Source organism: Methylobacterium sp. XJLW (assembly GCF_003254375.1).
Lineage (GTDB): Bacteria > Pseudomonadota > Alphaproteobacteria > Rhizobiales > Beijerinckiaceae > Methylobacterium > Methylobacterium fujisawaense.
The window spans coordinates 4,060,622-4,074,381 of record NZ_CP016429.1 but is presented as its reverse complement, the minus strand read 5'-3'; the positions used below and the strand labels follow the sequence as shown (position 1 = coordinate 4,074,381).

At 69.7% G+C, this 13,760-nt stretch carries 12 protein-coding genes; 7 read left to right on the top strand and 5 right to left on the bottom strand.

Annotated features, from left to right (window positions below):
* The first annotated feature begins 28 nt into the window (after window positions 1–28).
* The 6 genes from A3862_RS18940 to A3862_RS18915 all read left to right on the top strand — a co-directional run bounded on the left by A3862_RS18940 (window position 29) and on the right by A3862_RS18915 (window position 7,581).
* Window positions 29–3,226, top strand: coding sequence for an efflux RND transporter permease subunit (locus A3862_RS18940; RefSeq protein ID WP_043380596.1), 3,198 nt, complete (start codon window positions 29–31; stop codon window positions 3,224–3,226).
* Window positions 3,227–3,332: 106 nt separating this feature from the next.
* Window positions 3,333–3,851: a hypothetical protein gene (locus A3862_RS18935; protein ID WP_043757711.1), complete on the top strand. Its 519-nt coding sequence runs from the start codon at window positions 3,333–3,335 to the stop codon at window positions 3,849–3,851.
* 74 nt (window positions 3,852–3,925) lie between these two features.
* The gene (locus tag A3862_RS18930) at window positions 3,926–4,705 is read left to right on the top strand and encodes a lysophospholipid acyltransferase family protein (RefSeq protein WP_043353151.1); all 780 of its coding nucleotides are present in this window, start codon (window positions 3,926–3,928) and stop codon (window positions 4,703–4,705) included.
* A 132-nt stretch (window positions 4,706–4,837) separates the two neighbouring features.
* Entirely contained in the window at window positions 4,838–5,284 is a 447-nt protein-coding gene (locus tag A3862_RS18925; protein ID WP_043380600.1) for a hypothetical protein, read from the top strand.
* A gap of 137 nt (window positions 5,285–5,421) precedes the next feature.
* Window positions 5,422–6,528: a DUF2125 domain-containing protein gene (locus A3862_RS18920; protein ID WP_043757714.1), complete on the top strand. Its 1,107-nt coding sequence runs from the start codon at window positions 5,422–5,424 to the stop codon at window positions 6,526–6,528.
* 393 nt (window positions 6,529–6,921) lie between these two features.
* Window positions 6,922–7,581: a phosphoribosylanthranilate isomerase gene (locus A3862_RS18915; RefSeq protein WP_043757717.1), complete on the top strand. Its 660-nt coding sequence runs from the start codon at window positions 6,922–6,924 to the stop codon at window positions 7,579–7,581.
* A gap of 33 nt (window positions 7,582–7,614) precedes the next feature.
* Here A3862_RS18915 and A3862_RS18910 read toward each other — a convergent pair whose 3' ends face one another.
* The 4 genes from A3862_RS18910 to rpsA form a co-directional block, all read right to left on the bottom strand.
* Window positions 7,615–7,983, bottom strand: coding sequence for a LapA family protein (locus A3862_RS18910; RefSeq protein ID WP_043761190.1), 369 nt, complete (start codon window positions 7,981–7,983; stop codon window positions 7,615–7,617).
* Window positions 7,984–8,001: 18 nt separating this feature from the next.
* Window positions 8,002–8,313 carry an integration host factor subunit beta gene (locus tag A3862_RS18905; protein ID WP_043351019.1) on the bottom strand — a complete coding sequence of 104 codons (312 nt, stop codon included), beginning with the start codon at window positions 8,311–8,313 and terminating at the stop codon, window positions 8,002–8,004.
* 50 nt (window positions 8,314–8,363) lie between these two features.
* Window positions 8,364–9,326 carry a signal peptide peptidase SppA gene (gene sppA, locus A3862_RS18900; protein WP_043351016.1) on the bottom strand — a complete coding sequence of 321 codons (963 nt, stop codon included), beginning with the start codon at window positions 9,324–9,326 and terminating at the stop codon, window positions 8,364–8,366.
* Window positions 9,327–9,669: 343 nt separating this feature from the next.
* Window positions 9,670–11,382 (bottom strand): 30S ribosomal protein S1, encoded by a 1,713-nt coding sequence (gene rpsA, locus A3862_RS18895; protein WP_043351014.1) that lies wholly within the window; start codon window positions 11,380–11,382, stop codon window positions 9,670–9,672.
* A gap of 558 nt (window positions 11,383–11,940) precedes the next feature.
* Here rpsA and A3862_RS18890 point away from each other — a divergent pair.
* Window positions 11,941–12,708: a Crp/Fnr family transcriptional regulator gene (locus A3862_RS18890; protein WP_043757719.1), complete on the top strand. Its 768-nt coding sequence runs from the start codon at window positions 11,941–11,943 to the stop codon at window positions 12,706–12,708.
* 14 nt (window positions 12,709–12,722) lie between these two features.
* On the opposite strand, the gene A3862_RS18885 is transcribed toward A3862_RS18890, so the two are convergent.
* The gene (locus A3862_RS18885) at window positions 12,723–13,571 is read right to left on the bottom strand and encodes a transglutaminase-like domain-containing protein (RefSeq protein WP_043757722.1); all 849 of its coding nucleotides are present in this window, start codon (window positions 13,569–13,571) and stop codon (window positions 12,723–12,725) included.
* Between the last annotated feature and the right edge of the window lie 189 nt (window positions 13,572–13,760).

The window sequence follows — 13,760 nt, the reverse complement described above, 5'->3', positions numbered from 1 at the left end:
AGACCGGCGGGCCTCAGAGGTTTGACCGATGCGTTTCGCCCATTTCTTCGTCGACAGGCCGATCTTCGCGTCCGTCACGTCGATCGTGTTCCTGATCCTCGGCTTCGTGGCCTACGAGAGCCTCCCGGTCTCGCAGTATCCCGAGATCGTGCCGCCGACCGTGACGGTGCGTGCCTCCTATCCGGGCGCCAATGCCGAGACCGTGGCCGCCACGATCGCGACGCCGATCGAGCAGGAGGTCAACGGCGTCGACAACATGCTCTACATGACGTCGTTGTCGACCAACGACGGCAACATGCTGCTGACCGTGACCTTCAAGGTCGGCACCAACCTCGATATCGCCAACGTGCTGGTGCAGAACCGGCTCTCGGTGGCGCAGCCGCGCCTGCCGCCGGACGTGCGCAACCTCGGCGTCACGGTGCGCAAGGCCTCCCCCGACCTGATGCTGGTCGTGCACCTGCTCTCGCCGAACAAGACCTACGACCAGAACTACCTCGCCAACTACATCTACCTGAACATCCGCGACGAGCTGCTGCGCCTCGACGGCGTCGGCGACATCACGATCTTCGGCGGCAACGAGTATGCCGAGCGCATCTGGGTCGATCCCAACAAGCTCGCCGCCTACGGCCTGTCGGTCACCGACGTCACCACGGCCCTGCAGGAACAGAACGTCCAGGTGGCGGCCGGCCAACTCAACGGTCCGCCCGCGGCCAAGAGCGAGGCGTTCCAGCTCGTCGTTCAGTCGCAGGCGCGGTTCAAGACGCCCGAGCAGTTCGCCGAGGTGATCATCAAGGCGCAGGACGGGCGCCTCGTCCGGGTGAAGGACATCGCCCGCGTCGAGATGGGCCAGAAGGACTACACGACCAACTCGTTCCTCAACGACACGCCCGCGGTGGGCATCGGCGCCTTCCAGCGGCCGGGCACGAACGCCCTGGACGCGGCGGCGTCGGTCAAGAAGGTGATGGAGGAGGTCAAGAAGAAATTCCCGCCGGACGTCGAGTACCGCATCGCCTACAACCCGACGGAGTTCATCGAGGAATCGATCCACGAGGTCTACAAGACCCTGTTCGAGGCCGTCGGCCTCGTCGTCATCGTGGTGCTGGTCTTCCTCCAGAGCTGGCGCACCGCGCTGATTCCGGTGATCGCGATTCCCGTGTCGCTGATCGGCACCTTCGCGGCGATGGCGGCCTTCGGCTTCTCGCTGAACAACCTGACCCTGTTCGGGCTGGTTCTCGCCATCGGCATCGTGGTCGACGACGCCATCGTGGTGGTGGAGAACGTCGAGCGCAACATGGCCGAGGGCCTGTCGCCGGGGGACGCCGCCCACAAGACGATGGACGAGGTCGGCGGCGCGGTCATCGCCATCGCGCTGGTGCTCGCCGCGGTGTTCGTGCCCACGGCGTTCATCCCGGGCATCTCGGGCCAGTTCTACAAGCAGTTCGCGCTGACCATCGCGGCCTCGACGCTGATCTCGGCCTTCAACTCGCTGACCCTGTCGCCGGCGCTCTGCAAGCTGCTGCTGGTCCCGCATCATGCGCGCAAGGAGCCCAAGTTCTTCCTGACGCGGTTCGTGAACTGGCTGGCGAACGGCTTCAACCGCGCCTTCGACGCGACGTCGAACGCCTACGGCCGGACGATCCGCGTCCTGACCGGCGGCATCGTCGGCCTGGGCGTGATGCTGCTGGTCTACGCGGCCGTGATCGCCGGGACGCTCCATCTGGCGCAGACGACGCCCACGGGCTTCATCCCGGACCAGGACCAGGGTTACCTGATCGGCGTCGTCCAGCTCCCGTCCGGCTCGTCCCTCGACCGCACCACGGAGGTGTGTCTGCGCGCCGCCAAGCAGGCCCGGACCGTCGACGGCGTGGCCAACGCGGTGATCATCGCGGGCTTCGACGGCGCGACCTTCACCAACACGACCAATGCCGGCGTGATGTTCCTGACCCTCAAGGGGGCGAAGGAGCGCGCGGAGGTCGGTCGAAGCGCGGCCGTCATCACCGGAGACGTGCTGAAGGCCACCTCGGACATCCAGGAGGCGCGGGTCATCGTGATCCCGCCGCCGCCCGTCCGCGGCCTCGGCAACGGCGGCGGCTTCAAGATGCAGATCGAGAGCCGCCAGTCGTCGGATATCGGCCCGCTCATGGCCGCGGCCGGCGAGGTGATCGCTCAGGCCAACCAGAGCGCGGACGTGCAGCGCGTCTTCACGACCTTCGACAACTCGACGCCGCAGCTGTTCCTCGACATCGACCGCACCATCGCCCGGATGCTGAACGTGCCGCTGGCGAACGTGTTCTCGTCGGTCCAGGCGGATCTCGGCGGCACCTACGTCAACGACTTCAACACGCTGGGCCGCATCTATCAGGTGCGCCTGCAGGGCGACGCGGCGTTCCGCACCTCGGTGCAGGACATCTCGCAGATCAAGGTGCGCTCCTCCACCGGCGCGCTGGTGCCCATGGGCACCCTCGCCTCGGTGCGGGACGTGACCGGTCCGCAAATCGTGCAGCGGTTCAACCTCTACTACTCGGTCCCGGTCCAGGGCGTGGCCAAGCCGGGCGTCTCGACCGGTCAGGCGCTGACCGCCATGGAGGAGATCGCCAAGAAGGCTTTGCCCGACGGCTACTCCTACGACTGGACCGAGATCGCCTACCAGCAGAAGGCCGCGAGTGGCACCGCGGGCGCGGTCTTCGCCCTCGGCGTGCTGCTGGTCTTCCTCGTCCTCGCCGCGCAGTACGAATCCTGGGCGCTGCCGCTGGCGATCCTGCTGGTGGTGCCGACCGGGGTGCTGGCGGCGCTCGCGGGCGTGCAGTTCCGCGGCCAGGACAACAACATCCTGACCCAGATCGGCCTGATCGTGCTCATCGGCCTCGCGGCGAAGAACGCGATCCTGATCGTCGAGTTCGCCCACGACATCGAGCAGCGGGAGCATCGCGGCCCGGTGGAGGCGGCGGTGGAAGCCTGCCGCCTGCGCCTGCGCCCGATCCTGATGACCGCCTTCGCGTTCATCCTGGGCACCCTGCCGCTGGTGATCGCCACCGGCCCCGGCGCCGAGATGCGTCAGGCGCTCGGCACGGCGGTGTTCTTCGGGATGATCGGCGCGACCTTCTTCGGCCTGTTCCTCACGCCGGTCTTCTACGTGGTGATCCGCCACTTCTCGCTCTGGATCGGGCGGTTCCGGAAGAAGCACACCCACGGTGATTCCGGCGGCGCCGCGCCCGCCCACGGCTGACGGGCACCCTTTCGGCTGCCGTATCCTGGAAGCCGCGCCGGATCCGCGAGGATCGGGCGCGGCTTTCGCGCGACGGGCGGGCGCGCCCGGTGTAGAGGCTGGCGCCATGCACGCCCTCGGTCGCCTCATTCTCGGGGCCTTCGCCCTCCTGCTCGCTGTTCCGGCGGGCTTCGTGGTTCTCGTCCTGGCGCTGCTCGTCGATCCGGCCGCGCAGGCCTGGCTGAGCGGCGGGGCGCTCGCCGGCCTCGACATGGCCCTGTCGGACCTCTCGGCCGGGCTCCCGCCGGAGGGACTCGCCCTGTTCGTCGCCGGCCTCGCCAAGGCGCTGTTCGTGCTGCTGTTCGTGCCCCCGGCCCTGATCGGTCTCGGCGGGGAGATCCTCGGATGTCGCGGCTTCCTGTGGTACGGCGCCGGCTGCGGCCTGCTCACCGCCGCCCTCCCCTGGCTGACGCGCGGCGCGCTCCGGTCCGGCGGGGCAACCCGGGATGCCGCCCTCCTCGCCGGCGAGGTGCGCCTGACGCTGATCCTGTTCGTGGTCGGCGCGAGTGCGGGCTTGGTCTACTGGCTGGTCGCGGGGCGCGGCGCCGGGCGCATCCGCGAGGCCGACCTCTCCGAGGATGCCTGACGGCTCCCGGCGACGTCGCCCTTGGCCGCGGACACGCGGGCGCGCTACAGGAGGCCGCTACGACACGGTATCCGATGCTCGCCCTGCGCTCCCTCGCCTTCAACATCTGCTTCTACGCCGTCACGGCGGTCCTGGCGGTCGCCGGCCTGCCCATGCTGGTCTCCGGCCGGTCGGTTCTGCGGCTGGCCCGCGCCTGGGGGCGGATCACCCTGTGGCTGCTGCGCGTCGTCGCCGGAACGCGGGTCGAGTTCCGTGGGCTGGAGAATATCCCGACGGGTCCCCTGCTGGTGGCGGCCAAGCACCAGTCGGCCCTTGAGACCCTGGCCCTCTGCACGGTGCTGCCGAACTTCGCCTACGTCCTGAAGAAGGAGCTGCTGCTGATCCCCCTGATCGGCTGGTACTTGTCGCGCAGCGGCATGGTGGCGATCGACCGGTCCAAAGGCACCCGGGCCATGAGCCTGATGAATGCCGCGGCCGGTGCGGCGATCCAGGACGGGCGCCAGCTCATCATCTTTCCCGAGGGCACCCGCCGGCCGGTCGGCGCGCCGCCCGCCTACAAGCAGGGGCTCTCGCATCTCTACACCGCCCTGAAGGTCCCCTGCCTGCCCGTCGCGCTGAACACCGGCCTGTTCTGGTCGCGCAACAGCCTCGTGCGCCGGCCGGGCACGGCGGTGATCGAATTCCTGCCGCCCATCCCGCCCGGCCTGCCCCGCCAGGAGTTCCAGGCGCTGGTCCAGGACCGGCTCGAGACGGCCTCGAACGCCCTCGTCGACGGTGGCCTCGCAGGCTGCGCGGCAGACGGCCACGCCGTACCGGCGGACGAGGCACCGGCCGTGGCCGCGCCGCGCCGCTGAGCCCCGCGCAACCGCCGCGTTCCGTCCCGAGGGGCGCTGAGCCAGCTTGTGGATAACGGGTATCGTCGCCACATCTGCCCTTGGGAACGTCGCGCTTGACGCCTGTGGATATCGCGCGTTAGGTTGGAACAAATGGCGAACAGAAGAGCCCTGTCCTGGTCGGCCGCGCTCCGCGACCTGAAGGACGATCGCACCCGGAGGCAGGACGTGCGTGAAGAACGCCTCAAGACGACCGCAGGTCTGCGCGGCTCGCCCGCGCTTCCCCTTTCGGCCTGGCGCGGCCGTTCCGGCCGCCGCTACGTGGTCGGGGTTCATCCGGCCGGGGGCTTCGACCTCGACGAGATGGCCCAGGCCGTGGTGATCGCCGTCCGCCGGGACAATGCGGGCATCGCCGAAATGGTCTCGGTGGCCAGCTCCAGCGAGAGTCCGCGCGATCATCTGCGGCGGACTTGGCTCGACCGTGTCCGCCGCCGGGGGGCCACCGAGATGCACGTGCATCGCCTGGCCGAGAACGACGTCGAGCGGGTGGCGATCGTCGAAGATCTGCAGGTCGACACCGTCGAGCCGGCGCAGGTCTGACCGGAAACGCGACGCGCGCGGACGGATCACGTCCGCAGCGGTCGACCCGGGGCGGCGCTGCCCCAGTTTCGCCCCTTGCATGGCCTCAAGGCGAGGCCGCGATGTCCCTGCGGGGATCGGGTCGGGGAGCGGAGCGCATGGTGCAGGATCGGACGCGGCCGGAGGGTGCCGACCAGACAGCCCCGGTGGGGCGCGCGCGGCGATCCCGGCTCGGGCTGTTCCTGCCCTACATCCTGCTCGCCCTCGTGGTGGCGGGCTGGTCGGCCGGCTGGCTGTGGATGCGTGAGCGCGCGGCCGCCGAGATCGACGGCTGGATCGCCCGGGAGGCGTCGGCCGGGCGCACCTGGACCTGTGCGGACCGCTCGCTCGGCGGCTACCCGTTCCGGCTCGAGCTGCGCTGCAGCGCCGTCACGCTCGACCGTGCCGACGGACGCTTCCGGCTGGGACCGAGCACCGCGGTGGCGCAGATCTATCAGCCGCGCCTCGTCGTGTTCGAGAGCGCCGGTCCGTTCCATGTCGAGCAGGGAGCGCTGACCGGAGACGCGTCCTGGTCCGCGCTCCAGGGCAGTTTCCACGGCGCCGCGGATGGCTTCACCCGCGCCTCTCTGGTCGTCGACAATCCCGATGTCACCGTGAAGGGGGCAGAGCCCGGTCCGATCGCGGTTGCGGGCCGGCACCTCGAACTGCACGCCCGGCCGAGCCCCGGCCGTTTCGATTCCGACGGTGCGGTGGATCTCAGCCTGCGCCTGAATCAGGCGGCGGTGCCTCAACTCGATGCCCTCACCGGAACACGGGATCCGGTCGATCTGGCCCTTGATGCGAGCCTGACGCAGGCCACCGTGTTGCGGACCGGGACGGTGGCGCGCGAGCTGGAGCGCTGGCGCCAAGCCGGCGGCAACCTGGACCTGACGGCCCTGTCGCTGGCCAAGGGCGCACAGCGCGTTCAGGCGAAGGGCACCCTCGCCCTCGATGCCGCGCACCGCCCGGCGGGCCAGATCGACCTGCGGGCGGCCGGCGTCGACGTGCTGGTCGGCAGCATCGTCGGCCAGCGCTTCGGCTCGGATCGGGGCGCGCTGGTAGGCCAGCTGGTCGGCGGCCTGCTGGGGCTGGCCCAGCGTCCGAACCCGGACGCGCCGGCCGACGCGACACCCCTCAAGGCGCTCCCACCCCTGCGGCTCGTCGACGGGAAGGTGGTCTTCAGCGGATTTCCGATCCCCAACGTCTTCGTGCCGGCGCTGTATTAGGCGGCTCTCGGTCTGAGGGGGGCTCTGAAACGCCCGGACAGGCGCGTCTTCGGCGCAAGACGATGCAACGCGCCTTGCCGCCTATCCGGGCTCATGGCCGCGCGCATCGGACACCCTGGCTCACCATCGATGTCCTGCGCCGTCAGGCCGGGGCGTTGCCGGCGAGACCGGAATGGAAAGGCGCTCGTGGTGCAGGATCTCGTGGTGCAGGATCTCACGGCCTCGGCGCGTCGGGATCCCGGGCGGCGCTGCGGGGCTACGGGATGATCGCGCAGCGCGACGGCACGTGTCGCCCTGCGCGCGATGCCTGGTTCGTCGGCGTGGGGGCGGATTAGAGCAACGGGCCTGTCGCACGGGCCTGCTCGGCGACGCTGGATCGGCTATAGGAGGCCCATGGCCTCATCCGCGTCCCCGACCCGTATCAAGATCTGCGGGCTCAGCACCGAAGCGACTCTCACCGCCGCTCTGGACGCCGGGGCGGACTGGATCGGGCTCGTCCACTTCCCGCGCAGTCCCCGGCACGTGGCGCTGGAGCAAGCGGCCGCCCTGTCGGCCCTCGCCCGCGGGCGGGCCGAGCGGGTGATCCTGCTGGTCGATCCGGACGACGCTTTGCTCGCCGCGGCCGTCGCGGCGGTGGATCCGGATCTCATCCAGCTCCATGGGCGCGAGAGCCCGGAGCGCGTCGCGGCGATCCGCGCCCGCGCTGGCCGGCCGGTGATGAAGGCCCTCGGCATCGCCACGTCCGCGGATCTCGCCGTCCTGCCGGCCTATGCCGCGGTCGCCGACCGGATCCTGCTGGATGCCAAGGCGCCGCCGGATGCGGCCCTGCCGGGCGGCAACGGCCGGTGCTTCGACTGGGAGATCCTGCGCGGCGCCGCGCTTCCGGAGGGCACCATGCTGTCGGGCGGCCTCGATGCCGGCAACGTCGCCGATGCCATCGCCTGCACGGCACTGGGCGCCGTCGATGTGTCGTCCGGGGTCGAGTCGGCGCCGGGGGTGAAGGATCCGGCGAAGATCGCGGCCTTCGTGGCGGCCGCGCGGCGGCCGCGCTGAGGTTTCCGCCTCAGCGCCGCGAACGGGAACCGCTCAGCGCGGCGCGGGCAGCACGGTCCGGCCCGTATTCGGGACCGTATAGGTGCCCGCGGTCTCGCTCTCGGGTGCATAGGTGCGCAGCCGGGTCGCCTCGCGCTCGTACCGGACGGCCTCGCGGCGATGGTAGCGCGCCCGGGCGCGGGTCTTGCCCTGGCCGAGCCACGTGAAGATGCCTCCGACCACGATGCCGAGGGCCACGGCGCCGAACAGGATCGCGTAGAGCGGAAGAGCGACGCTGAAGACCGGCGCGTCCGCGTTGAACGGATCGAAGGAGAGCTGCACCGGCGCGCGGTTGGCCACCGCCAGCAGGATCACCAAGGCGGCGATCGGCAGCAGCACGAGGCTCTTCAGGAAACGGATCATCGCGCTCACAGGTCCTTCCTACTCGGCGGCCGAGGCATTCTCGCCGATCCCGGCGGCGTTGAGGCGCTGGCGCATCTCCTTGCCGGTCTTGAACACGGGGATTGCCTTCTCGGACACGGCAACGGCGGCACCCGTGCGCGGGTTGCGTCCCCGACGCGCCTCCCGGCGCTTCACCGAGAAGGCCCCGAAGCCACGCAGTTCCACCCGGTCGCCGCGGGCCAGCGCATCGGAAATGGTGTCGAGGATCGCGTTGACCAGGATCTCCACGTCACGCTGGTAGAGATGCGGGTTCTGCTCGGCGATCCTGAGGACGAGCTCCGACTTGATCATGGCGTGGAATCTTCTCGCGGGATCGGGGCGGGCTGCGCGGTGGCGGTGGTTCAGGGTTCCGGACGCCAGAGGGCGAGCATCCCACCCCGGGCGGCCTGTGCCTCGGCCCCCACGGACCGAAGGCGCGCCGCGAGGCCGTCCAGGCCCAGGAGGTCGGCGCCGATTCCGGCCGCGGACCACAGGGTGAACCGGCTCTCCGTCGCGGGCTTCCAATCCTTGATCGGCAGGTTCGTCTGGACGCCGCGGGCGCTCTCCAGCCACGCCACCGCCTGACGCTCGCCGCCGAGCTCGTCGACCAGCTTCAGCGGGATACTCTGGCGACCGCTGAACACCCGGCCGTCGGACACGGCGCCGAGTTGCGCCGGATCCATGCCCCGGCGCTCCGCGACGAGGCCCTTGAACCACGCATAGGTGTCGCCGACGACGGAGGCCAGGGCGGCGCGCGCCTCCGGCGAGGTCGGTGTGAAGCCCGACGGCTCGGCCTTGAGCGGCGACGACTTCACCGACTCGACCTTGACGCCGACCTTGTCCAAGAGCCCCGAGAAATCGGGATACTGGAACAGCACGCCGATCGATCCGACTAGGCTGGTCTCACGCGCGACGATGTGATCGGCCGCGATGGCCGTGATGTAGGCCCCGGACGCGGCCGTGCCGTCCACGAAGGCGACGATCGGCTTCTTGGCGGCGAGCGTCCGGAGGTTGCGGAAGATCTCCTCCGACCCCGTGGTCGTACCGCCGGGCGAGTTGATCGAGACGATCACGCCCTTCACCGCATCCGAGTCCCCCACCCGCTTCATCAGCTTGGCGGTGGCCTCGCTCCCGGCGATGAAGCCGGAGACGGAGATGCGGGCGATCTGCGGCTGGACCGCGAACGCGCCTTCGACGCCCGTCCGCGCCCGATAGCCCAGGGCACCGACCGCCACGATGAGGCCGCCGACGCCGAGCACGCGCCAGAGGGACAACCTGCGACGCAGGCGCCGCCGGTCAATCAGCAGTTCGGCATCGGCTGCCATGCTGTCGCTTCCCCTAAAGCCCCCCGGCCGGCCCCCTCGACGGGATGCGGGCGCATCGCGCTCGCGCCGGGCAAGTCCTTGGTTTCCTTCGGCTCGCTCGATCCGCGCCGGGCGAGGCCGGTGTTCTAGAGCATTTTCCGCAGGCGTGGATACGGGGCGCGCGAAGAAAATGACCGGGTGGCCCGTCCCTGTCGTTCCGGACGGGGCGACCCCGCCGGCGCTCCGCCATCGTCAACCTTGAATTGCTGGGCGCAAAAAAGAACCCGCGCAGGACGTCGGTCCTGCGCGGGTGTCGAAGCCAGGGATCCACCGCCCGGACGGGCCGGGCGGCGGGGTCGGCGTCTTACTCGTCGTCGGAGCGCTTCTTGTTGAAGGCGGCGCCGAGGATGTCGCCGAGCGAGGCGCCCGAATCGGCGGAGCCGAACTGGGCCATGGCCTCCTTCTCCTCGGCGACCTCGAGGGCCTTGATCGAGACCTGCACGCGGCGGGCCTTCCGGTCGAACTGGACGACGCGGGCGTCGAACTTCTCGCCGGCGGCGAAGCGCTCGGGACGCTGGTCGCCGCGGTCGCGGGCCAGCTCGGCGCGGCGGATGAAGGTCTGCATGTCGGTGTCGACGATCTTCACCTCGACGCCGGCATCCTTCACCTCGACGACCTCGCAGGTGACGATCTGGCCCTTCTTGATCTCGCCGGCCTCGGCGAAGGGGTCACCGCCGAGCTGCTTCACGCCCAGGGAGATCCGCTCCTTCTCGACGTCGACGTCGAGAACCTGAGCGCGGACCATGTCGCCCTTCTTGAACTCCTCGATGACCTGCTCGCCGGGACGGTTCCAGTCGAGATCCGACAGGTGGACCATGCCGTCGACGTCGCCCTCGAGGCCGATGAACAGGCCGAACTCGGTCTTGTTCTTGACCTCGCCCTCGACCTCGGAACCGACCGGGTGCTTCTCGGCGAAAGCCTCCCAGGGGTTCTGCAGGGTCTGCTTGAGGCCCAAGCTGATGCGGCGCTTGACCGGATCGACCTCCAGGATCTGCACCTCGACCTCCTGGGAGGTGGAGACGATCTTGCCCGGATGGACGTTCTTCTTGGTCCAGCTCATCTCGGAGACGTGGATCAGGCCCTCGATCCCCGGCTCCAGCTCCACGAAGGCGCCGTAGTCGGTGATGTTGGTCACGCGGCCCTTGAGCTTGGCGCCCTCCGGGTAGCGGGCGGCGATGCCCTCCCACGGATCGGCGAGGAGCTGCTTGATGCCGAGCGAGATGCGGTGCGTCTCGTGGTTGATCTTGATGATCTTGACCTTGACCGTCTGGCCGATGGTCACGACCTCGGACGGATGGTTCACGCGGCGCCACGCCATGTCGGTGACGTGCAGCAGGCCGTCGATCCCGCCGAGATCGACGAAGGCGCCGTACTCGGTGATGTTCTTGACGACGCCGTCGATGACCTGACCTTCCTCAAGGTTGGCCACCAGCTCCGAACGCTGCTCGGCGCGGCTCTCCTCGAGGACGGTCCGGCGCGACACGACGATGTTGCCGCGGCGGCGATCCATCTTGAGGATCTGGAACGGCTGCGGGGTGCCCAGCAGCGGGGTGACGTCGCGGACCGGGCGGATGTCGACCTGCGAGCGCGGCAGGAACGCCACGGCGCCGTCGAGGTCGACGGTGTAGCCGCCCTTGACCTGGTTGAAGATCGTGCCGGTGACGCGGTCGTTGTTCTCGAACGACTTCTCGAGCTTGACCCAGCTCTCCTCGCGGCGGGCCTTGTCGCGCGAGATGACGGCTTCGCCCAGCGCGTTCTCGATCCGGTCGACGTAGACCTCGACCTCGTCGCCGACCTTCAGCTCGCCCTCGCGGCCGGGACCGGTGAATTCCTTCAGCGCGACACGGCCTTCCGTCTTGGCGCCGATGTCGATGACGGCCACGTCCTTCTCGATCGCGACGACGCGACCCTTGACGACGGAGCCTTCGGTGATCTCGTGTTCGAGGAAGCTCTCCTCGAGGAGGGCTGCGAAATCCTCGCGGCTCGGGCCACGCCCCAGAGCGGTACCTGCGGTCATTCTGTCTCCTGAACGGCCTCCATCGGAGGCCCGTTGCGTCGGCGGCTCGCGTTGCAGGCGCCCCCGTTCGCCGCGGCCTTCCCGGAGTCTTTCGGGAGAGGCGGCCGGTCCCGCGGGACCCGGCTTGCCGACGCGTCGATACGGATGACGAGGGCGGTCCAGCCGGAAACCTGGCGGGCGCACCGGAAAGACGGGCGCGCGAGAGGGGATCCGGGAGGACGCGGGTCCCTTACAACATCGGCCTTGCGACTTCAACCGATTAGGGTTTTAGCCTCGCCGGGCGTCGGATGGCCGCGGCGCAGGTGCGGTCTTGCGTGCGGTCTTGCCGCCGGCTGCGGATGTGGCAAGTCTGTCTGCCGCCGGACGCTTGCCCGGCGCATATCCGCCGGTCAGGAGAGCCCGCACCGGTCCGTCGGGCGCGGCCTGGTGTCTGTCCGGCGCATCCGGAGCGTTTTGAGGGAAGAAGCGTGCTGCGTCCTGATCTCGTCTCCCGTCGTGCCCCGCGTCTGCGGCACAGCGGCATCCCCCATGCCCCGCGAACCGAGGCCTGAACGCCCGATGCCGAACGGGTACAACGCCCCGATGGAGATGCTGGCGCGCAAGCTCGACAGCATCGCGCGGATTGCGGATGCCGACCGCGAGGCGCTCCTCGCGCTGCCCCACACCGTCCGGAACCTGCCCGCGCGCCACGACATCGTCCGGTTCGGCGACAGGCCGAACCAGAGCTGCCTCGTCCTTCAGGGCTGGGTCTATCGCTATTCCGCCCTGGCCGAGGGCGGACGCCAGATCCTGTCGTTCTACATCGCGGGCGACCTTCCAGACCTGCAGAGCCTCCATCTGCACCGGATGGATCACAACCTCGCCACGCTGACGTCCTGCGTCGTGGCGCTGGTCGCGCATGACGACCTGCGGGCGGTTCTCCTGAAGAATCCCGGTCTCGCCGCCACCCTCTGGCGCGACAGCCTGATCGACGCCGCGCATTACCGCGAGCGGATCACCAGTCTCGGGCGGCGGCAGGCGCTCGGTCGCGTCGCCCACATGTTCTGCGAGCTCTATCTCCGGCAGAAGGCGGTCGGGCTGACGCGCGGCCTGAGCTGTCCGCTGGCGCCCAAGCAGTCCGAACTCGCGGACTCCCTAGGCCTGACGAGCGTCCACCTGAACCGGGTTCTGCGGACGCTCCGGGGCCGCGGGCTCGTCACGCTGGGCGGCGGCATCCTGACCATCGAGAACTGGCACGCGCTCGCCGAAGTCGCCGAGTTCGACCCCACGTTCCTGCACCTCGCGAACAACGCCGCCCCTGCGCACCCAACCGTCGAGACCGTCTAGGGCGTGGGGACGCCTCAGGCGGCCTGGGCCAGCGCATCCGGTGCGGCCGGCACCTCGTCGGTATGGACATCGAAGCGGATCAGCTGGGCGGCACCGAAGCTCGTGGTCAGGGCGCAGTCGGTGGCGTCGCGGCCGCGGGCCATGACGATGCGGCCGACCCGGGGCCGGTTGTGGCGGGCGTCGAACGTGTACCAGCGCGGCCCGTCGGGCCCGTGGAGGTAGACCTCGAACCACGCGGAGAAGTCCATCGGCGCCGGATCCTTCGGCACGCCGATGTCGCCCAGATAGCCGGTGGCGTAGCGCGCGGGGATGTTCATGCACCGGCACAGGGTTATCGCCAGATGCGCGAAGTCCCGGCACACGCCGACGCGCTGCGTGTAGCCGTCGAAGGCGGTGCGGGTCGCGTCGGCCTGCTGGTAGTCGAAGCGCAGGCGGTTATGGGCGAAATCGACGATGGCCTGGACGCGCGCCCAGCCCTCCGGCGTGGCGCCGAACAGCGACCAAGCCGTCTGCGAGAGCTTGTCGGTGTCGCAGTAGCGCGAGCCCAATAGGAAGGTCAGGACGTCGTCGGGCAAGTCCTGCACGGCGATCTGGCGGGCGTCGGGCGCCTGGTCGTCCGGCCGGCCGCTGTCGGCGATCGTGAAATCGGCCGTCATGGTGATCCGTCCACCCGGCGCGACGAGGCGCGTGCAGACATTGCCGAAGGCATCGACGTGCTGCCGGGCTGCCACCGGAGGATCGAAGGTGATCACCTCCGGGGTCACGAGGTCGCGCCTCAGCTCCGGGCGGACGTTGAGCAGCAGGTTCATCGGCGTCGGGCCGAACGTGTCGAACGCGATCGAGAAGCCGGTGCGGATGTGCATCGTCGAGGACCGAATGGTAGGTCGCTGTCCGGCGCTGCCGGAAATCGAGCCGTTAACAGTACAGGGCCCTACAAGCCGCGAGGCGACCTCAAGTTCCGTCGGAGATGCCCGCCGAGCGTCGTCGACCTGCCCGAATATTCGGCACGGTTCGGCGCGGGCCGAGGCCGCGCGACCCCGCTGCGCGCTCTG